13 protein-coding genes are annotated in these 19,796 nt (G+C 67.6%); 8 read left to right on the top strand and 5 right to left on the bottom strand.

What is annotated here, in order from left to right; translation table 11 throughout:
• Window positions 1-130 precede the first annotated feature (130 nt).
• A complete protein-coding gene (gene eccE, locus ACFWPH_RS24320; protein WP_378754422.1) occupies window positions 131-1,921 on the bottom strand; it encodes a type VII secretion protein EccE in 1,791 nt (596 codons plus the stop codon).
• 138 nt (window positions 1,922-2,059) lie between these two features.
• Between eccE and eccB the strand changes: the two genes are divergently transcribed.
• Window positions 2,060-3,562, top strand: coding sequence for a type VII secretion protein EccB (gene eccB, locus ACFWPH_RS24315; protein ID WP_378754421.1), 1,503 nt, complete (start codon window positions 2,060-2,062; stop codon window positions 3,560-3,562).
• Between the two features lie 373 nt (window positions 3,563-3,935).
• On the opposite strand, the gene eccA is transcribed toward eccB, so the two are convergent.
• The gene (gene eccA, locus ACFWPH_RS24310) at window positions 3,936-5,774 is read right to left on the bottom strand and encodes a type VII secretion AAA-ATPase EccA (RefSeq protein ID WP_378754420.1); all 1,839 of its coding nucleotides are present in this window, start codon (window positions 5,772-5,774) and stop codon (window positions 3,936-3,938) included.
• Between the two features lie 279 nt (window positions 5,775-6,053).
• Between eccA and eccD the strand changes: the two genes are divergently transcribed.
• The 3 genes from eccD to eccCa are packed head-to-tail and all read left to right on the top strand — an operon-like array spanning window position 6,054 to window position 13,048.
• Window positions 6,054-7,541, top strand: a complete 1,488-nt coding sequence (gene eccD / locus ACFWPH_RS24305; protein ID WP_378754419.1) for a type VII secretion integral membrane protein EccD — start codon at window positions 6,054-6,056, stop codon at window positions 7,539-7,541.
• Window positions 7,538-8,944, top strand: a complete 1,407-nt coding sequence (gene mycP, locus ACFWPH_RS24300) for a type VII secretion-associated serine protease mycosin (protein WP_378754418.1) — start codon at window positions 7,538-7,540, stop codon at window positions 8,942-8,944. The genes eccD and mycP overlap by 4 nt, the downstream gene beginning before the upstream one ends.
• Window positions 8,945-8,989: 45 nt before the next feature.
• The gene (eccCa, locus tag ACFWPH_RS24295) at window positions 8,990-13,048 is read left to right on the top strand and encodes a type VII secretion protein EccCa (RefSeq protein ID WP_378754417.1); all 4,059 of its coding nucleotides are present in this window, start codon (window positions 8,990-8,992) and stop codon (window positions 13,046-13,048) included.
• 64 nt (window positions 13,049-13,112) lie between these two features.
• Here the strand turns inward: eccCa and ACFWPH_RS24290 are convergent, their stop codons facing one another.
• Together ACFWPH_RS24290 and ACFWPH_RS24285 are read right to left on the bottom strand one after the other, a co-directional pair.
• On the bottom strand, window positions 13,113-13,727 hold the full coding sequence (locus ACFWPH_RS24290; RefSeq protein ID WP_378754416.1) for a GNAT family N-acetyltransferase: 615 nt from the start codon (window positions 13,725-13,727) through the stop codon (window positions 13,113-13,115).
• A 3-nt stretch (window positions 13,728-13,730) separates the two neighbouring features.
• Entirely contained in the window at window positions 13,731-14,537 is an 807-nt protein-coding gene (locus ACFWPH_RS24285; protein ID WP_378754415.1) for a GntR family transcriptional regulator, read from the bottom strand.
• Window positions 14,538-14,708: 171 nt separating this feature from the next.
• Here ACFWPH_RS24285 and ACFWPH_RS24280 point away from each other — a divergent pair, with 171 nt between their 5' ends.
• Entirely contained in the window at window positions 14,709-15,209 is a 501-nt protein-coding gene (locus tag ACFWPH_RS24280) for a DUF4254 domain-containing protein (RefSeq protein ID WP_280413977.1), read from the top strand.
• A gap of 385 nt (window positions 15,210-15,594) precedes the next feature.
• On the opposite strand, the gene ACFWPH_RS24275 is transcribed toward ACFWPH_RS24280, so the two are convergent.
• Window positions 15,595-18,465, bottom strand: coding sequence for an AAA family ATPase (locus ACFWPH_RS24275; RefSeq protein ID WP_378754414.1), 2,871 nt, complete (start codon window positions 18,463-18,465; stop codon window positions 15,595-15,597).
• Window positions 18,466-18,783: 318 nt separating this feature from the next.
• Here ACFWPH_RS24275 and infA point away from each other — a divergent pair, with 318 nt between their 5' ends.
• From infA to rpsM, 3 genes are all read left to right on the top strand, one after another.
• Window positions 18,784-19,005 carry a translation initiation factor IF-1 gene (gene infA, locus ACFWPH_RS24270; RefSeq protein ID WP_003418601.1) on the top strand — a complete coding sequence of 74 codons (222 nt, stop codon included), beginning with the start codon at window positions 18,784-18,786 and terminating at the stop codon, window positions 19,003-19,005.
• 106 nt (window positions 19,006-19,111) lie between these two features.
• Complete coding sequence (gene rpmJ, locus ACFWPH_RS24265; protein ID WP_025347279.1) at window positions 19,112-19,225, top strand: 50S ribosomal protein L36; 114 nt, start codon at window positions 19,112-19,114, stop codon at window positions 19,223-19,225.
• Window positions 19,226-19,415: 190 nt separating this feature from the next.
• Window positions 19,416-19,787, top strand: a complete 372-nt coding sequence (rpsM, locus tag ACFWPH_RS24260) for a 30S ribosomal protein S13 (protein WP_062977203.1) — start codon at window positions 19,416-19,418, stop codon at window positions 19,785-19,787.
• The last annotated feature ends 9 nt before the right edge of the window (window positions 19,788-19,796 follow it).

The following is a 19,796-nucleotide window of genomic DNA, read 5'->3' as shown; positions in this document are numbered from 1 at the left end:
AAAAAGAAGGACGGTGGGGGGTTTTTTCTCCTCTGCGACCTACCAAACCCCTTTTTTCGGCCAAACGCACCCCCCGTCCGGTTGGCCCCGCCCACCCCCCCCCCCCCCCGCTGCCGTATCGGCGTGTGGGTCAGCGCGCGGCGAGTGATTCGCCGATGTAGTGCATTTCCTCCCGGGTCGTCACCATGTTCACCGTCGTCGTCACCGCCGGCGTGCGCACCGTGATGCGGTTGGGGATGGCGGGATCCTGGATCAGCGAAACATCCGCGTCGACCGTGCCCGGCGGTTCGTGCGGTTGCCGCACATGCACGATGGTGGCGCCACCGGCATGGGATACCGGTGGGACCCCGTCGAATACCAGCACCGTGGTGCTCGGGTAGGGCGCCGTGGGCAACGGGGGCGGGCCCGGCGGGTGATAACTGGCCCCGGCGGCGCGGGGTGCGATGGTGAGGATCTGCGGGGTATCGAGGTTGCGGACCATCGTCTGCCACGCCTCCGGCCGGGTGGTGTGCACGATGGCGTGTGCGCCGAGGCCGGTGGCGCGCAGGATCACCTGCTGGGCCAGGTCCAGGGTGCCGATCACCTCCAGCTGGCGGGTGCCTTCGCCGACGAGCGGTACGGCGATGCCCTGCCCCCGGTCGTCGGCGCCGATGAGCTGCCCGCAACCCGCGGTGGGGACGGTGAATTCGGTCAGCGCCGCGAGGGTGCCGCGGTAGGCCACATCGCGCCCCCAGCGCCCGGTGAAGCCGACCGGCAGCGTATCGAGCAGGATGCGCAGCTGGTTTCCGTAGAGTTCGCGCAGCCCCTCCAGCGGGGGTTTCTCGGGCGGCTCGACCGTATCGAAGCGGACCACGGCATTGAGGACCACGGTATCGGCCAATTCGGTATGCGGATCGTTACGGTTGATACCGGGCCGCAGCCGCAGCGTCACGGTGGTCGACAGGCTGGGCACCGCCCAGATATCGGCCAGCCCGCGCGGCCCTACCATATCGGCGCCGATCTGGTATTGCGACAGATGCCGGCCCTGGGATTCCAGCCATTTCGGTGATTCGGTGAGCTGGTCCACCGCGAACCCGTGGGTGAGTTCGCGGACGGCGGTGTTCATCTCGGTCGCGGTGAGCACGGAGGCGGCGATATCGTGTGCGGCCAGCCGGTTCGCCACCCGCCGGGTCGCGATGATGGCCGCACGCAACGCACCGGCACCGCCGCCCCCGCGGTTGTCGACAGCCTCGGCGTTGGCCAGGGGATCCAGCCGCAGCACCAGCCAGCACGTGCGGTGGGCGATGGCCGGCAGGGGGCCGAGTATCCGGTCGTAGAGGTGTGCGGCGATACCGGTGCCCGCGGTCCGCGCGCCGGTGCTCACCACATCGATACCGGCCAGGGTCAGATCGAATTGATCGAGGCAGCGGGCGATTTCGGGGAGCGGCAGCAGCTGTTCGGTATTGAGCGAACCCGGCCGCAGCAGGGTCAGTGTGTCCGGCGGAGGATCGATCCGCAGCATGGTCAGCAGTAGATCGCCGTCCCAGCGCACCCCGTAACCGCCGCCCTCGGGCAGCGGCACGTCGAAGGCCGCGGCCTGTTCCAGCCGCTCGGCCGGAATATTCCCGCGCCGTCCGAGCATCCCGCCGATCCGGGCGACCGAGGTCCGGCCGCCGACGGGGGCCAGACCGATGAGGCCGCTGACGATCCCGGCGCCGAGCGAATACCAGACCGAGTTGCCGATGGCCAGCACGATCCAGGCGATCGCCGCCGCGGCGAGAATGCCGGGAACAACAATTCGAAGTGGAAATATGCGGAACAACCAGAATTCGGGGTCCCGTAAAGTGTCGTAAGCCGACCGGCGAGTATTCACCGAATCCGGAGAAACCGTCGGTTCCGGAATTTCGGAGCGGAGTTCCCCGGTGTTCATCGTCTCGTTCACAGTTGTTCGTTCCTGCCTCGGCTGCATTCGCTTACCGGTGCGCCAGCGGCGATTCCACCGATATGGGCCGACGTAACCGTCGGGAATTACGGTACCGTGTCGAAAGAGATTGCGGTCGACAGCGCGATGGAGTCCCGAGTGCCAGCACAGCTGACTACCCGTGCCCAGGTGAACGGGTACCGTTTCCTGCTACGCCGGCTCGACCACGCACTGGTGCGCCGCGATGTGCGGATGCTGCACGATCCCATGCGCTCCCAGATCCGTTCGCTGCTGGTCGGTCTGGTGCTCGGCATCCTCGTCACCGCCGGCGCGGCCATCCTGGCCTTCCTGCGTCCGCAGGGCGCGATCGGTGACGCGTTGATCGTCTCCGGTAAGTCCAGTGGGGCGCTGTATGTGGTGGTCGAGAAGGAGGACGGCAGCCGGACGCTGCACCCGGCGCTGAACCTCGCCTCGGCGCGGTTGATCACCGGCAGCAACGCCGAACCGCATGCGGTCAAGGACGATAAATTGGGTGACCTCCCGCGCGGCCCGCTGCTCGGGATACCCGGCGCCCCGGCCGCGCTGCCGGGTTCGGCGCAGGGCGGCGATTCGCACTGGTCGCTGTGCGAGAGCATCGAATTGTCTGCGGGCGGTAGCGCGGCCTCGGCGGTCGGCGCGACCACCACTGTGGTCGGCGGCGCCCCGAACCTCACCGACCGGATCCGTGCTGCTACCTCGGCCGAAGCCTTGCTGGCGACCCACGACGACAAGACCTACCTGATCTACGACGGAAAACGCGCCGAAATCGATCCGGACGATTCGGTGGTCGCCCGCGCTCTGGACCTACCGGCCCACCGGCCGCGACCGGTCGGTACAGGATTCCTCGGCGCCACCACGCAGGTCGCTCCCCTGAAGGCGCCGGTCATCGACCGCGCCGGCGAACCGGGGCCGGGGCGGCTGGCCGACGTGCCGGTCGGCGGAATCGTTTCCGTCGCGAGTGTCGGCGATGACGCCCGACCGGAGATGTATGTCGTGCTCGCCGACGGGGTGCAGCCGGTCTCGCCGTTCACCGCCGAGGTGATCCGCTACGCCGATTCACAGGGGATGAGCGAGGTTCCGGTGCTGCCCCCCGATGTCCTCGACGAAATCCCGGTGGTGCAGCGGCTGCCCGTGGCGGATTTTCCGGACGCGGTCCCGGAGATCGTCGCGGCCGAGGACGGGCCGGTGACCTGTATCGCCTGGTCGAAATCGCCGGGAACGGCGCCCGCGGAAGAAGGCGCCGGGGACGGCCCGGAGGAACGGGCCGCGGTAGGGCTGCTGATCGGCACCGAACTGCCGATTCCGGAATCGGCCGAACCGGTCCGGCTGGCCACCGCGGACGGTAGCGGCGATCGCGTGGATACGGTCTACGTCGAACCCACACACGGCGAATACGTCCAGATCACCGGTATGGAACCGGGCAGCCCGCGGCGCGGGAGCCTGTTCTACATCGCCGACAACGGGATCCGCTACGGCGTACCGGATCCCGCCACCGGGAATATCCTCGGCCTCGGCGATACCCCGCACCTGGCGCCGTGGGCGATCATCGGCCAACTCGTCCCCGGACCCACCCTGGATCCCCGCGAGGCGCTGGTCAGCCACGATTCACTGACGGAAGGCTGACCGCGAGCAGCGATCGGCACTCGGTCCTGCTCGGCCGGCCGAGTCGCGATGCGCTTTCGCGACCCGCACCGGGGACGACGGTTTCACCGTGGGCGCCGATCGACGCATGGCTGCCGCGGGGGCGCATCCCGTCGGCCGGCCCGAGGTACCACGGCGGGCGAAGTGCACGGCCACACCTGGATAGCTCCCGCGAAGGTCCGGGATGTGCTGGCTGCCGGTGAGTGCCCGCGGCACATTGGCGGAGGTGGACCGGAGGGACGGCGGAGTCCCGGCAGGATGCGGGGCTTTGCCTCTGCCGGAGCGCGGTCGGTTGTGCTCGCTATCCGAATCGACGACAGCACGTGGTGTCGCGGCAGGCCCGCGCGGTAACGCGTCAATCGGGGACGGGTCCGCCGATACCCAGCGAGTCCAGGATCGTGGCCAGCGCGAGCCGCATATCGGGTTCCTCGATACGCCGCAGCACTGCCTCGTCGATATCGGTGAGGTCCAGGTTTTCGTCGTTGGCCAGCCGGAACTCGCGTTCTTCCTCGGCCGCCTCGACCACATTGCGGATGAACCGGCCGTTACCTGCGACGTCCACACCGCGGCGCGGCTGTCCGCTCTGATCAGTGCTTTCCATCGCGTAGAGCCGGTCACAGGCCTGGATGAGTACCTTCAGTGCTTCCTCGGAGAGATCCGAATCGCGCTTCGTCGCGATGACCTCGCCGATCCGGCCGAGTTCGGTCGCACTGTAGGACGGGAACTGCAGGCGTTTGGCGAAACGGGAGGCCAGACCGTCGTTGGCGGCGAGCAATCGGTCGATCTCGCCGTCGTAGCCGGCGATGATGACGATCAGGCGATCGCGGTCGTTTTCCATCCGCGCGAGCAGCGTGTCCACCGCTTCGCGACCGAACGCGTCACCGCCGGACAGGCCCGTCTGGATGAGGGTGTAGGCCTCGTCGATGAACAGCACACCGTCCATCGCGCTGTCGATCAGCTTATTGGTCTTGATCGCCGTGCTGCCCAGATGTTCGCCGACGAAATCCGCACGCTTGGCCTCGACCATTTTCTCCGTCTGCAGCAGACCGAGACCACAGTAGATCTTGGCCACCACGCGGGCGATGGTGGTTTTACCGGTACCGGGCGGCCCGGTGAAGGCGAGGTGCTGGCCGCGGGGCACACTGGCCATCCCTTTCTCGGCGCGGATCTTGGCGAGCTGCGCGGTCGACTGCAGCTTGGCGACCTGGGTTTTCACCGACGCGAGCCCGATCTGCGAATCCAGTTCCGCCCGTGCCTCGGCCAGCGTTTCCTTGGCCCGGTCCTGCACTTCGGCCCGGTTCATCTGCTCCATCGTGGGGGAGGAGGCCGGGTCCCATTTATCGGTGCGGGCGGCGATGACATCACGGCTGGTGACGGTGATCCGGAAGGTGCGGTCGCGCATGGCCGACGCGTTGGACTCGAAATCCGGTGCCTGCGAGTACACCTTCTCGAACAGGGCCTGGGCCTCGTCCTCGTTACCCGTTTCGCGCAGGCACAGGCCGCGGCAGAACATGGCAGTGGATCGGGCGGCAGGGATGGGGCCCTGTTCGGCGGCCTGCATCCGGCGGATCGATTCGGCGAACAAACCCAGCTGGGCACAGGCCGTTCCGACCATCACATGCGCGCCCGCGGCCAGGTACGGGTCGTCCCATTCCGCCGAGCCGGCGAGGACGGTCATCACATCCGGCCAGCGCTGGGTGGTGTAGTGCAGCACCGCGCGCACATACGCGGCGATCCGGTTGTCGGCTTCGCGTTCGGCTTCGCCGAGCTGGCCCCTGCGGTATTCGTCCAGCTGGTCCAGGACGCGCTCGGCCTCGTCGAAGTCCTTGTCCGCCATGAGCTGCGCGGCCCAAGCCAGGGAGATCTCGATGCGGCTCGACAGCGGGTAGTCGATATAGAGGCCGGGCTGGAAGCGGCCCGCCAGTTCACGCGGCCGCAGGCCCACCCGGCGTTGTTCCCGATACAGCGTGCTGTCACAGGTCTTCTGCAGGTTGAACAGCACATCCTTGGTGAGCTCACCGGCGGCCGCCCGGCCCAGCCAGGCATCGCACATACCGGGATCCCATTCGGTGGCGCGCTGGAAGGCCAGCTTGGCGTACTCGAGGTCGCGGGCGGACTCCTGCCCCTCGATGGACAATCCGAGCGACAGAACCCCGGCGTCGAATGCGCGTTGAGCTTGGCGGTTGCCGGTCATTGCAGGCGCTCCCCGAATTCTTGTATAGGCGTAAAGAGAACGATTATCTGGATACCAGACTACCGATCGCGCGCGCCTCGGTGCTCCGATACATTGGGTTCAGTTGCCGGGAGGACGCAACGCCAGGCCATCCAGCTGGGAGTGCTCGACAATTGCGGAAGTTACTGATACAGCCCCTGTTCCGCATCGCGGCAGCACCGGAGAATGAAATGCGGATGGCGGTAAAATGAATTGTCGACGGCCGAGGCGTGAATTGTTGATCGGAACGTGGGTGGGGAGATGAGTACAGTGGTCGAAACGCCGAGCGCCACCCGCGCGCAAGAACCGGAGCTGAGCCGGGTTTCGGTGATCGGGGGCAACACTCAGGTCGATGTGGGGCTGCCGGCGACGGTGCCGATCGCGAGCTTCATCGCGGATCTGGTGGCACTGATCGAATCACGCAACCCGAGTCTGCCGGATTCCGAGGACGATACGGGTCCGCTCGACGCCCAGCACTGGACCCTGGCCCGGCTGGGACGCGAGGCGATCGCACCGAGCCGCACACTCACCGAGGCCGAGGTGTACGACGGTGAACTCCTGGTGTTGCGCAAGGTCGGTGCGAAGGAAGCACCCGCGCTGTTCGACGATGTGATCGATGCGGTGTCCAGGCTCACGGCCGAGGAATTCACCGGATGGTCGGGTGCGGCGGCGCGCTGGATGGGCCTGGTCGTCTCGCTGTTCGCCGTGCTCACCACCCTGGCCGTGCTGGTTCTGTCCCGCGGCTCCGGTGATCCGCTGGCACCGGGACTGGTGCTGCTCGGTGCCGGCCTGGGTCCGCTGGTGGCGGCGGGGATCACCGCACGCAGATACGGCGACGAGATCACCGGTACGTGGTTGTCGGCCGATGGTCTGCTGCTGTTGTTCGGCGGCGCCGGGCTGCTGGTCCCGGGGACTCTCGGCAGCCCCCACCTGCTGTTGGGTTGTTCGGTCCTGCTGGTGGCCGCAGTCCTGGGGTACCGGCTGACCGGGGTAGGTGCCACTCTCTTCTCCTGTGCGGCCGCCGCCGCGGTGATCGGTCTGGTCACCGCCGTGATCTATCTCATCTGGCACCCGGGCCTGCCGAAGGTGGGCGCCGGCCTGCTGGTCGCCGGCATCATGATCCTGTCCATGGTGCCGCGGCTGGCGGCGCTGCTGGCCAGGCTGCCCGTCCCGCCGGTACCGACAGCGGGCGCGGCGATCGATCCGGCCGATCACGAACCGCGGCCGACCATCGAAGGTATCGGCGCGATCGGCGCGACCGCGTTGCCGTCCGCGGCCGGACTGGGGGAGCGGGCCCGGCGGGCCAACCAGTTCCAGACCGGTCTCGTCGCCACCTGCACCGCCACCGCGGTGATCGGTGCGTTCGCGGTCGCCGACCCGCTGGGCCCCTACCGTTGGCAAGGCATCACCCTGGCCGTCATCACCGCGATCATCCTGGCATTGCGCGGCCGGTCGTTCGCCGATATCGCCCAGGCTGCCGTGCTGATCGGTGGCGCCTGTACGACCTTCGTGGCACTGATCGCCGGATTGTCGTTCGGCGACAGCGATCTCATCCTGCTCTGCGCCGGCATCCTGCTCGCCTTCACGCTCGGCGTAGTCGGGTTTGGGGTGATCGGTCCGCATATCGAGGTCACCCCGGTGGTTCGCCGGATGATCGAGCTTTTCGAGTATGCGCTGATCATGGCGGTGATCCCACTGGTGCTGTGGATGATGGGTATCTACGGTATGGCCCGGAACCTGAGCCTATGAGCGTTCGACCACCGCGACGGCTGCTGCGAATGGTATGTGCCCTCACCGTATTCGGTGCGGTGGCGCTGCCCGGCTCGGTCGCGGCGGCCGTACCGCCACCGGCCGTCGACCCGGGTGCGCTGGCGGCCGCGCAGGCGATCAGCGGCCGGCCCGCCCCGCTGGAACCCACCGAACAGAGCGCGGTCTGTGCCGAGCCGGTACTCACCGGTGCACCGCCCAGTGCGCCCCCGGTATCGCAGCAGGTGCTGAACCTTCCGGCGGCCTGGCAGTTCAGCCGCGGCGCGGGTCAGAAGGTCGCGGTGATCGATACCGGAGTGAACCGGCATCCGCGGTTGCCACGGTTGCAACCCGGAGGTGATTACGTCTCCGATACCGACGGCACGGTCGACTGCGATGGGCACGGCACGCTGGTCGCCGGGATCATCGCCGCCCAGCCCAGCCCCCACGACGCCTTCGCCGGCGTCGCTCCCGACGCGGAGATCCTGAGTATCCGCCAGCTGAGCCTGGCGTACGAGAAGAAGGACAACAACAACCGCGACGCTCCCGGCAAGATCAGCACCGCCGGTTACGGCACCGTGCTCACTCTCGCCGGTGCGGTGGTCCGCGCTGTGGACATGGGTGCCACGGTGATCAATATTTCCGAGGTGGCCTGCACCCAGGCCGGGCTGGACACCGCCGACGGTGCGCTCGGCGCCGCGGTGAAATACGCCTACGACCGCAATGTGGTGGTCGTGGCCGCGGCCGGGAACCTGCAGAGCGACGGTGCCTGCCAGAACCAGAACTCCGGCTCCGGCTGGGATTCGGTGGCCACGGTGGCCAGCCCGGCCTGGTTCTCGCCCTATGTGCTCGCCGTCGGTTCGGTGGATCCGAACGGACAGGTTTCCGAGCTTTCGCTGAACGGACCGTGGGTGCAGGTGGCCGCGATCGGCCGCAATATCGTCTCGCTGGACAGTAAACCGGGCGGCACCGGCCTGGTCGACGGCGTGCAGACGAGCGAGGGTATCCGGTCGGTGGAGGGCACGAGCTTCGCCGCGCCCTATGTCGCGGGCCTGGCGGCGCTGGTGCGGTCGCGGTTTCCCGAACTCACGGCCGCGCAGGTGATGGACCGGATCACCCGCACCGCGCACGGCCCGGGCACCGGCCGCGACGACAAGATCGGGCACGGCCTGATCGATCCGCTGGCCGCGCTCACCGCCGAGTTGCCACCCGAACCGGTCGGGGTGGGGGCGGCGGCCGCCCGGCCCATCGCCGCGCCGGTTTCTCCCCCCGGACCCGATCCGCGGCAGCGCTGGATCGCGATCGCCGGTTCGGTGGTGTGCCTGTCGGGGCTGGCCATCGGTGCGGCGATCGCCTACCCGTTCCGCCGTCCGCAACGCGAACTCGACCTGGAACCGGACCCGTAACCACGGGTCGGTATCGACCGCCGGCTGCCGAATCGAGAAGGAATCATGGCTACCGAAGGCTTTGTACGCCGACCCCGTATCGCCCCGCCGCGGGCGCCGGGCGGTGAGGTCGCACTCACGGCGCCCCCGGAGGTTCCGCGCGCCATACCGGCGCCGTTGATGATGAAGATCATGCCGGTGGTCATGGTGATCGCGGTGATCGGCATGATCGCCATGATGGCGATGATGGGCCGCAATATGCTGGCCAATCCCTTCATGATGATGTTCCCGATGATGATGATCATGTCGATGGTGGGCATGATGGCCGGGTTCAAGGGCGGCGGTGGTAAACGTGCGGTCGAGCTGAACGAGGAACGCAAGGACTACTTCCGCTACCTGGACCAGATACGTAAGGAAGTGCGCCGCACCGGCGGTAAACAGCTCGAATCACTCGGCTGGAGTCATCCCGAACCCGCCGACCTGTTGTCGCTGGTCGGGACCCGCCGGATGTGGGAGCGCCGTCCCAACGACCCCGATTTCGGGCATGTCCGCGTCGGTCTGGGCAGTCACCGGCTGGCCACCAAACTGGCCCGCCCGGAAACCGGCCCGCTCGAAGATCTGGAGCCTGTTTCCACCGTGGCGCTGCGCCGTTTCGTGCGTACACATTCGGTGGTGCACCGGCTGCCGACCGCGGTATCGCTACGCGCCTTCCCTGCCATCAATATCGGCGGCGATCCGGTGGAGGCACGCACCCTGGTGCGCTCGATGATCATGGAATTGGCCGCCTTCCACGGCCCGGATCATCTGGCCGTCGCCATCGTCTGCAGCGACCCCGACGCACCCGTCTGGTCGTGGGCGAAATGGCTGCCGCATCTGCAGCATCCCGTCCAGCGCGACGGGATGGGGTCGGTGCGGATGATGTACCAGTCGCTCGGCGAACTGGAGACCGCGCTCTCGGCGGAGCTGCTCGAGCGCGGCCGGTTCATGCGCAACCCGCAACCCACCCAGGGCCGGCTGCATCTGGTCGTCGTCATCGACGACGGCTATGTCAGCGGTAACGAGCGGCTGGTGGCCGAATCCGGCCTGGATTCGGTGACCGTTCTCGACCTCACCGCCCCGGAAGGGGGCCTGGCCGTGCGGCGCGGTCTGCAGCTGGTCTGTTCGCACGGTGAGGTGTCGGCGAAGAGCGCCGCGGGTGTCGAGCGGTTCGCGACCGCGGATTCGATGAGCACCGCGGAAGCAGAGTCGTTTTCCCGTGCGCTCGCGCGCTATCGTCTGGCGACGGCCGCGCAGATCGTGAGCCTGGGCGAGGGCACCACCGCCGACCCCGGCCTGATGGCACTGTTGAAGATCTCCGATGCCGCCCAGATCGATCCTGCCCGGGTCTGGCGGCCGCGCACCGCCCGCGAACGTTTGCGGGTCCCGATCGGGATCACCCCCGACGGGACGCCGGTGGAGATCGATATCAAGGAGTCGGCCGAGAACGGTATGGGCCCGCACGGGCTGTGTATCGGCGCCACCGGCTCGGGTAAATCGGAATTCCTGCGCACCCTTGTGCTTTCGCTGGTGACCACCCATTCGCCGGATGCGCTGAACCTCGTGCTGGTCGACTTCAAGGGCGGCGCGACCTTCCTCGGCCTGGATCCGCTACCCCATGTCGCGGCGGTGATCACCAACCTGGAAGACGAACTGTCGCTGGTGGACCGGATGAAGGACGCGCTGGCCGGCGAGATGAACCGGCGTCAGGAGCTGCTGCGTTCGGCCGGAAACTACGCCAATGTCAACGATTATGAGAAGGCCCGAGCCGCGGGGGTCCCGCTCGACCCGCTACCGGCGCTGTTCGTCGTGGTCGACGAATTCTCCGAACTGCTCTCGCAGAAGCCGGATTTCGCCGAGTTGTTCGTGATGATCGGCCGGCTCGGCCGCTCACTGCACGTGCATCTGCTGCTGGCTTCGCAGCGCCTCGAGGAGAACAAACTACGCGGGCTGGAATCGCATCTGTCCTACCGGATCGGCCTGCGAACGTTCTCCGCCAATGAATCCCGTGCCGTGCTCGGTATCACCGACGCCTACCATCTGCCCAGTGTCCCCGGCTCCGGGTACCTGAAGAGCGACGCCTCCGACCCGCTGCGGTTCAACGCCAGCTACGTTTCCGGTTCCTACGAGGCGCCGCAAGGTACCGCCACCGAGGACGGCAGTCCGGTGGCGCGGCAGCGCCCCGGGTTGTTCACCGCCGCGCCCGTCGAGGTCCCGGAAACGGCCACCGAGAACACCGAGCCGGAAGAAAGCGCGGCTCCGTTCAACCCGCTGCTCGAACTTCCGCCGCCGCCGTCGCAAGTGGCCACCGCGGCCCCGGACGGCGAGGGTGTGCCCGATTCGCTCCTCGATGTGGTGGTCAAACGGCTCACCGGCCACGGCCGGCCGGCCCACGAGGTCTGGTTGCCGCCGCTGGAGGAGTCGCCCACGGTGGATATGCTGCTGCCCGATCCCGATTGGCGTTCGCCGGTGAACCGGCACGGCCAGTTGTGGATGCCGATCGGCGTGATCGATAAACCCTACGAACAACGCCGCGATGTGCTGACCATCAATCTGGCCGGTGCGCTGGGCAATGTGGCGGTGGTCGGCGGTCCGCAATCGGGTAAGTCGACCACTCTGCGCTCGATCATCATGGCCACCGCCGCCACCCACACCCCCGAACAGGTGCAGATCTACTGCCTGGATTTCGGCGGCGGCAGTATGGCGGGCCTGGTCGGGACCCCGCACGTCGGTTCGGTGGCCGGCCGGCTCGACGGCGACCGGGTGCGCCGGACCATCGCCGAACTCACCTCGCTCATGCGTCAGCGCGAGGAACGGTTCGCCGAGCAGGGTATCGAATCGATGGCCGAGTACCGCCGGCGCAAATTCGTCGCCCTGCAGCAGGGGATAGCCGATCCGTTTCCCGAGGACGCGTTCGGTGACGTCTTCCTCGTGATCGACGGATGGGCCGCCATCCGTGAGGAATTCGAGACGCTGGAACCGCAGATCAACGCGATTGCCGGCCAGGGGCTTTCGTTCGGAATCCACCTGCTCATCGGCGCCTCGCGCTGGGCCGAGATCCGGCCCGTGGTCAAGGACCAGATCGGTACCCGGATCGAACTACGGCTGGGCGATCCCACCGATTCGGAGATGGGCCGCCGCGTCGCGCACCAGGTGCCGGTGGGCCGGCCGGGCCGCGGCCTGACCGCCGACCACCTGCATATGCTGATCGCCTTGCCGAGACTGGACTCCGACTCGGGCCCGGCGAGTCTCGCCGAAGGGGTATCGCGGGCGCGGGCCGAATTGGCGCAGCTGTACCCGAACCGCCGCGCGCCGCAGGTCCGGATGCTGCCGCTGAAATTCGAGCGCACCGAGCTGCTCGAACAGGCACGGGCCCGGGGAATCGAGTGCGGCGCCACGAAGGTCGTGGTGGGACTCGGCGAGTCCGAATTGCAGCCGCTGGTCATGGATTTCAATGCCGAGCCGCATTTCATGGCGTTCGCTGATGTCGAAAGCGGTAAGACCACGCTGCTGCGCAATATCGTCATGGGAATCACCGAGAACTCGACGACCGAGCAGGCGCGCGTGATCATGATCGACTATCGCCGCACCATGCTCGGCGTGATCGAAGGCGATCAGCTCGCGGGCTATTCGACGTCCTCGCAGACCTGTGGTCCGATGATCAAGGAAGTGGCCGGCTATCTGGCGAAACGTATTCCCGGCTCGGATATCACACCGCAGCAGCTGCGCGACCGGAGCTGGTGGTCCGGGCCCGAAATCTACATCGTGGTCGACGATTACGATATGGTCGCCGCCGGCAGTGCAAACCCGTTCCAGCCGCTGGTCGAATTCCTGCCGCAGGCCCGCGATATCGGTATGCATCTCATCGTCGCGCGGCGTATCGGTGGGGTGTCGCGGGCGATGTTCGACCCGATTCTGGGCACCATGAAGAACATGTCGGTGGAAACGCTGATCATGAGCGGTTCCAAGGACGAGGGCAAACTGTTCGGCGATGTGCGGCCCACCAAACTGCCACCCGGACGTGGCGTGCTGGTATCGCGGAGTCGCGGTATCGAGATGGTGCATATCGCCCACCTGGACCCACTCTGATCCGGCTTGCCGGATATTCCGGTGTCGTTGTCCGGCCGGCGGCGTTGCGCCGGCCGGACAGAGGTCAGCCGAAGGCCGGCAGCACGATCGGGTATCGCGCCAGCGGTCTCATCCGCAAGCTTGCCGAGTGCGCCCCGACCAGGATGTCGTCGGCCGGCCAGCTGTCGATATGCCGTTCGAACAACGCACAGGAAGGGCTTCGGCTGTCCGGACCGGCGATCCGGGCCAGGTGGAACCCGGCCCGCCGGTAATAGGCGTGCAGGTCGGAATTGGTGGTCCAGGCGTCCAGCCGGACCCAGTGGCGGCCGCGGGCCCGGGTGAGGGCGGCGGCATGGGTGAGTAACGTCCGGCCGACGCCCTGGCCCGCGAAGCGCAGGTCCACGATCAGATAGTGCACGATCAGCGAATCGGCGAGTTCGATATCGCTCCACAGTTGTTTGTCGGCGCGATCGTTGACGGTGATCGTCCCGGCTGGTTCCCCGTTCACCTCCGCGATCCAGGTTTCCCCACCCGTCAACGCCCGGTCGACCACTTGCGCGAAATAGTCGATCGATAGTCCCGAGGCCTCGGTGGACCACTGGTCGGAGCCGCGGGCGGCGAGCCATGAGGCGCGTTGTAGCCGCAGGCGACAGATCAGGTTCAGATCATCGAGAGCGGCCGGCCGAATCTGCACGGTCATGGGCTAGAACCATATCCCGGACCGTTCGGTCTGTTCCAGCACGGCACGAATAACGCCGGTACCTGCGGCGTCACCGAGTTCATAGGCCAAGCGGTTACTGGCAGCGATGGATCGATGCCGGGTGACCCGGGTGACCCGGTCGTGATTCGCGCCGATCCGCACATGATCCAGCAGAACAGTGCCGATGGCGACGCCGAGCACCACCGCCTCCTCGGCATTCGCCGGGCGGGCGACCATCGTATCGCGGTGCGCGGTTTCGGCGTACCCGCGATCGGCCAGGCGCCGGGTCGTGCCCTCGGCGATATCGTGCGGTGAATCTATCCCGGTGGCCTCGGCCAGATCTCGTGGATAGAAGCTCACCTCCCACGACCACGGCTCGTTGTCCAGGAATTGCACGACTGTACGGGCCAGAACCCAGGAATCCACCGGAATACCGAGCAGTTCGGCGATCTGCTGATCCGCCGGCTCCATCCGGGCGTTGAATTCCTTGGTCGGGACACGCCCGGCGGCGCGGGCGATCTCTTCGAAAATATCGTGCGACGCACGCGGTCGATTCGGCCGGATATGGTCGGTCACCACGGATTCCAGGACTTCGCGGCTCCGGACGATCGTGCCGCGAGAGGTAGCCGTATAGACAAGGTTTTCGGTGACCAATACCTGGATGGCGTTACGCGCCGTGGTCAGTGAAACCTGCATTTGCTCGGCGAGTTCCGAGTGACTGGGCAGGCGGTCCCCGGGCCCCCACTTACCTGCTCGTATTTCCTCGCGGAGGTGGTCCGCGATCCGTCGATACGTCGGACCGTCCGCCATCGTGCTCCTCGGGTGGTCTCCAGGTAACGAAGTGTACGCTTTTCGTGTCGGGGGTGGCCGTTATCGCTTGACAGTCGACTTTCGCGGTTTATTGTAATCAACGTACTGACCCGGTGTTGTGCGGCGATGAACGGCGAGGCAACCGTGACAGGTTCGGATACAACAGTTGTAATGGCTCTTCCCAGCGCCCAGCGGGGTGCTGAACCCTTGGCGCAGAAGGGGACTGCCGGTCCACTGCCCAATTCCGACCTACTGGTGCGCGCCGCGCGCGGGCACCGGGTGGTCGGCGGGCAGCTGCTCTGGTACGCCCGCGATCTCGCCGTCCTCCACGAGCGCAGACTGGTGGGGCGTGGCGGCTCGATCGTCACCGACCCCGACAGGCTGGTCGAGATCGATCGGCGGCGGATGGAACTGGTGCTGGCGATCGACGATTGGGTGGGACGCAACGTCCCGCAACATCGGCTCGGGGTCACCCTGCACACCGAGACCGTCGGCGCGATCATCGACCGGCTGGCGGAATCGGCTGTCCGCGCCCACCACGCGTTGATGACCCTGGACGCCGACGACGAACTCCTGCACGGCGCCTGGCATCACCTGGCCGAACTGGCCGACGCCTACGACGCACTGGTGGGGGATGTCCTGGCCGGACGGCGCCGGCTGCCGGAGTGGTGAGCTCACCGCCGAGGCTCGGAGGGCCTGCCCGGCGCCGGGAAGGCCTCCCGTAACGCACGGAGCGGATCGGCCGACCGGATGGCGGGTATCTGGATGCTCCGAGTGCCTACTCGCTCACCGGTCGGCGCAGATTCGGCGTCTCGCTCGCGGCATCGACGACGCACATCACCCTAGGCCGATTCACGCGGATGCCGCGGGCGCGAACTCCATAGCGGCGACATCGGTGGCCGCCGGATGCCGGCCGCAGCGCTACCCGGTGGTGCCGCGGCGACCCGACCCGTCGAGGCGCGGTGCCGGCCGACCGTGGTCTACGGCGCCGGCAGACGCAGTACCGGCGAGCAGGCCCTGGCAGCGTCCTGAGCGACTCCGGTCGGCGACCCCGAGTTCAGCCGGCGTGCTGCGGACCGTAGCTACGGCCGAAATCGTCGGCCACCGTGGCCGCGAGTTCCACGTACGCGCGCTTGGTTTCCTTCTTCAACCGCGGCAGATCGATCTCCGCGCCCTCGGACATATGCGGGTCGAACGGGATCATATGTACGGCCCGGCAGCGGGACAGGAAGTACTGCCGCAGCTGCTGGACATCGATATTCGGGGTGCCGTCGCGCGGCGAATTGATCACCACCACGGCGTTCTGCACCAGATGGTGGTAGCCGTGCAACGACAGCCAGTCCAGCGTCGCCGAGGCACTCTGCGCGCCGTCGATCGCGGTCGGGGAAATCAGCACCAGCGAATGCGCCAGCTGCAGGACGCCCGCCATCGCCGAATGCATCAGGCCGGTACCGCAGTCGGTGAGGATGATGTTGTAGAACCGCTGCAGGATGCGGGCGACCGCGCGGTACTCGTCCTCGTTGAACGCCTCCGAGGCGGCCGGGTCCCGTTCGCTGGCCAGTACTTCCAGTCGGCTGGTGGCCTGTGAAGTATGCCGGCGCACATCCGAATAGCGCTGGATCGCCGGATCGAGCAACAAATCGCGGACGGTGGACCGGGTCTGCAGCGGCACCCGCTGCGACAGCGTGCCGAAGTCGGGATTGGCGTCCACCGCGATAACGCGGTCGCCGCGGATGGAGGCGAAGGTCGAGCCGAGGCCGATGGTGGTGGTGGTCTTACCGACACCACCCTTCAGCGAGAGCACCGCGATGCGATAGTCGCCACGGACGGGCTGGCGAATCCGCGCCACCAGTTCCAGCATCCGCCGTTCCTCGGCGGACATCCCCGGATTGATCTTTCCGCCGGAGGCGTGGTGCACCACCTTGCGCCAGCCGCTGCCGGCCGGTTTCTTGGCGCGCCGCACCGAAACGTTGTCCAGGGTGGGGCCATTGGGACCGAACTGCTGCGGCGGATTCTGCGGGTTCTGCGGATTCTGCCACTGGCCGGCCTGCGGACTCTGCTGCTGCCAGGCAGCCGGGCCGGCCTGCTGCGGCGGTACCGGATTCGCCGGCGGCGCCTGGTTCTGCCACTGCTGGGCGGGCGGCTGATTCGGCTGCTGATGCGGGCCGGGGCCCGGATGGCCCGTAGGTGGACCGCCCTGCTGTGCCGGCATGCCCGGCGGCGCACTTGCCGGACCGGGTTGCCGCGGGATGGCGTGGTGCCCTCCCGATTGCCAGTTCGGGGATTGTTCCGGCGCCTGCCACTGGGGTCCCGGTGCGTTCCGCGGCGGGTGCACGGGTGCGCTCTCCGGTGCCTGCCACTGCGGTGCCACCTCCGCAGGGGGCGTCTGCGCGATCGGGTGATCGGCCGCGCTGGTCGGCCGGTCGGGCGCGGGGGAGGACTCCGGTGCCGGGGTGAGCCCCTCGGCCGGAGAACTGTCGGACACGGGTGCGGCGCCGGACCGTGGGGCGAACTCCGGCGCGGTACCGTCGCCGGCCCCGACCGGATCGGGCTGGTTCGAGACCGGGTGCGCGCCGCTGCCATGTGGGACCGACCCGGTGTCGGCCGGAATGGGCCGGTCGGCCGTCGGGTGTGCGCCGCTGCCGTGCGGGCCCGGCGCGCTGTGGGCCGGATCGGGCTGATTCGCGAATGGATATGCGCCGCTGACGTGTTGGCCCGATCCGCTGTCGGCAGGATCGGGCCGGTCGGCGAGGGGGTGTGTGCCGCTGCCGTGAGCGGTCGGACCGCCGTCCGGTGAGTCGGACTGCTGCGGTCCGGGTGCGACCGACGGGTCAGCCGGGGACTCGGCGGCCGTATCCGCCCGCGACGATGCCTCCTCCGGTGGGGGCGGCAGGTCGGGGAGCCGGCGCAGTGGTTGCTGCGTCACCGGTGTGTCGCCGGTCGGGGGCGGGTCGGGTAGTGGTGGCGGCGGGGGCCGGAAATCACCTGGGCCGGTGGTGGGCGTATCCGCCGACCGGTTCGGGGTAGATGCGCTCGCGGAATCGTCCGATGGCGCGGGCAGGGGCGGGATCGGATGGTGCGGCCGTAGCCGGTCGAACTCGGGAGCCGGTTGGCTCGGGTTGCGTACCGGCAGGCCCGGCCGCTCCGACTCCGGGGCCTGGAAGGCCGTCGGCGCGGCGGACGCGGAGGCGTCGAATCCGGAATCGGCGGCCGAGGTGTTCGGCCGGTCCGGGCCGGGTGCCTGCGGTGGCGCCGGAGTATCGGTGGGCTGGGCCGCCGCGGTGAACTGTTGCTGAGGCGGCGGTGCCGGTGGGAGACCCGTGCCGTTCGGCGGTTGCTGACCATCGGGACCCCGCCGCGGACCCGGCCCGGTGCCCCATGCCGGCTGCCCGTCCGAGGGCTGCGGCACCGGCGCCTGCTCCGGCGGACCGGGGATATTCTGCGGTGCCACCGGCGGCAGTTGCGCCGGCGGTGCGCTCGGACCGGCCTGCGGGAACGCGTCCGGGGAAGGACCGGGCTGTGAAGGCCGGTCCGCGTGCGGATCGGCGGGGGACTGCGGAACCTGCTGCGTAGACCACTGCGCGGTTCCTTCGGCCCAGTTGTTGCGCTGCGACGGCCGCGGACCGTTGTTGTTCGGCAGCAGCTCGCCGACGCGTTCTTCGAGCGAGGGTTCGGACTTGTTCTTGTTACGGAACCAGCCCTTGCCCTTCTTCTTGTCGCCCTCGGAATCGGATCGGTCGTCGCCGCGTCCGCGCCGGTTGAAGAAGCCGTTGGCCGGTTCCGGGGTCTCCGGGATGAACTCGTCCTGCGGAAGGTTCTCCACCGGTGGTGGTTCGTAGTTCCGGAAATTGGTCTGCCCGACCATGGTGACCTCGGTATCGGCCAGCCATGGCGGCAGCATGGGGAGGCCGTCGTTGCTGCCGCTCACCGGTTCCCCTCCTGGAATGGTCGTCCTCGGTCAGCGGCCAGTTTACGCGACAAGTCCCATTCCACTCGGTGCCGGGGAGACATCCGCGTACGCCGCGCGACGCCACCAGCACTTACCCCTTTTTGCCCGATTGCAGACCTACCGGTAAGCTGACCAGGCGGTGTATCAAAGCGCCGCCTGTTCGTGTGCGATCGGTTGTGGTCATCCGCGTTGTGCAGTGCGAGCCACCGTGGGTGGCCACCGCGGCGCTTCGGCCGGATGCACCGGGCAGTACCAGGTAATCAGACCAGGTTGAGTGTAACCGGGATCGCGGAGGATATGGCGAAGAAAGACGGGGCCATCGAGGTCGAGGGGCGGGTTGTCGAGCCGTTGCCCAATGCGATGTTCCGGATCGAGCTCGAGAACGGGCACAAGGTCCTCGCGCATATCAGCGGCAAGATGCGTCAGCACTACATTCGCATCCTGCCGGAGGACCGGGTCGTCGTCGAGCTGTCACCGTACGACCTGTCCCGCGGTCGGATCGTCTACCGATACAAGTGAACGATGTGAGCCCCGGCTCGCTCATCCGAGATTTCCCCGGTCGTGCCCGACCGGGGTCAACTGTGTTCACACCCCGGTGTGGACCGCAACGAAAGATTGGACGGACGTGAAGGTTCAGCCGAGCGTCAAGAAGATCTGCGAGAAGTGCAAGGTGATCCGGCGTAACGGCCGGGTCATGGTGATCTGCGACAACCTGCGGCACAAGCAGCGGCAGGGCTGACGCCGGCGCCGAGCACCGAACGCGGTTCGGATTGGCACTACAGAAGAACTCCCAGCGCCAGCCGCACACTGAGGTTTTCCGGAATTTTTCCGGAGGGTGTGCGTGCCTACCCCCGGTACGGAGGCCGGGGCCCCACCAGACGAGGGGACGGACAGGGAGCAGACCTCCGCAACAGTGAAGGAACTGCCAGATGGCACGTCTCATGGGCGTCGATCTCCCGCGCGAGAAGCGCATGGAGATCGCACTGACCTACATCTACGGCATCGGTCGTACCCGCTCCAAGGAGATCTTGGCGGCCACGGGCGTCAGCCCGGACCTGCGCTCGAAGGATCTCACCGACGAGCAGGTCACGCAGCTGCGTGACTACATCGAGGGCTCGTCGCTCAAGGTCGAAGGTGATCTTCGCCGCGAGGTTCAGGCCGATATCCGTCGCAAGATCGAGATCGGCTGCTACCAGGGCCTGCGTCACCGCCGTGGCCTCCCTGTGCACGGCCAGCGCACCAAGACCAACGCGCGCACCCGCAAGGGCCCGAAGCGCACCGTCGCCGGCAAGAAGAAGTAGGGGATAACA

Source organism: Nocardia sp. NPDC058499 (genome assembly GCF_042719915.1).
In the GTDB taxonomy this organism is placed as follows: Bacteria; Actinomycetota; Actinomycetes; order Mycobacteriales; family Mycobacteriaceae; genus Nocardia.
Note: the sequence above shows the minus strand (reverse complement) of the source record. Positions and strands in the feature narration are given on the sequence as shown.

What these genes read in the sequence shown, in the direction of transcription:
- eccA (WP_378754420.1), bottom strand. Translation starts at nt 5,774, where the DNA reads ATGACCGGCAACCGCCAAGCTCAACGCGCATTCGACGCCGGGGTTCTG.
- eccD (WP_378754419.1), top strand. Translation starts at nt 6,054, where the DNA reads ATGAGTACAGTGGTCGAAACGCCGAGCGCCACCCGCGCGCAAGAACCG.
- mycP (WP_378754418.1), top strand. Translation starts at nt 7,538, where the DNA reads ATGAGCGTTCGACCACCGCGACGGCTGCTGCGAATGGTATGTGCCCTC.
- eccCa (WP_378754417.1), top strand. Translation starts at nt 8,990, where the DNA reads ATGGCTACCGAAGGCTTTGTACGCCGACCCCGTATCGCCCCGCCGCGG.
- ACFWPH_RS24290 (WP_378754416.1), bottom strand. Translation starts at nt 13,727, where the DNA reads ATGACCGTGCAGATTCGGCCGGCCGCTCTCGATGATCTGAACCTGATC.
- ACFWPH_RS24285 (WP_378754415.1), bottom strand. Translation starts at nt 14,537, where the DNA reads ATGGCGGACGGTCCGACGTATCGACGGATCGCGGACCACCTCCGCGAG.
- ACFWPH_RS24280 (WP_280413977.1), top strand. Translation starts at nt 14,709, where the DNA reads ATGGCTCTTCCCAGCGCCCAGCGGGGTGCTGAACCCTTGGCGCAGAAG.
- infA (WP_003418601.1), top strand. Translation starts at nt 18,784, where the DNA reads ATGGCGAAGAAAGACGGGGCCATCGAGGTCGAGGGGCGGGTTGTCGAG.
- rpsM (WP_062977203.1), top strand. Translation starts at nt 19,416, where the DNA reads ATGGCACGTCTCATGGGCGTCGATCTCCCGCGCGAGAAGCGCATGGAG.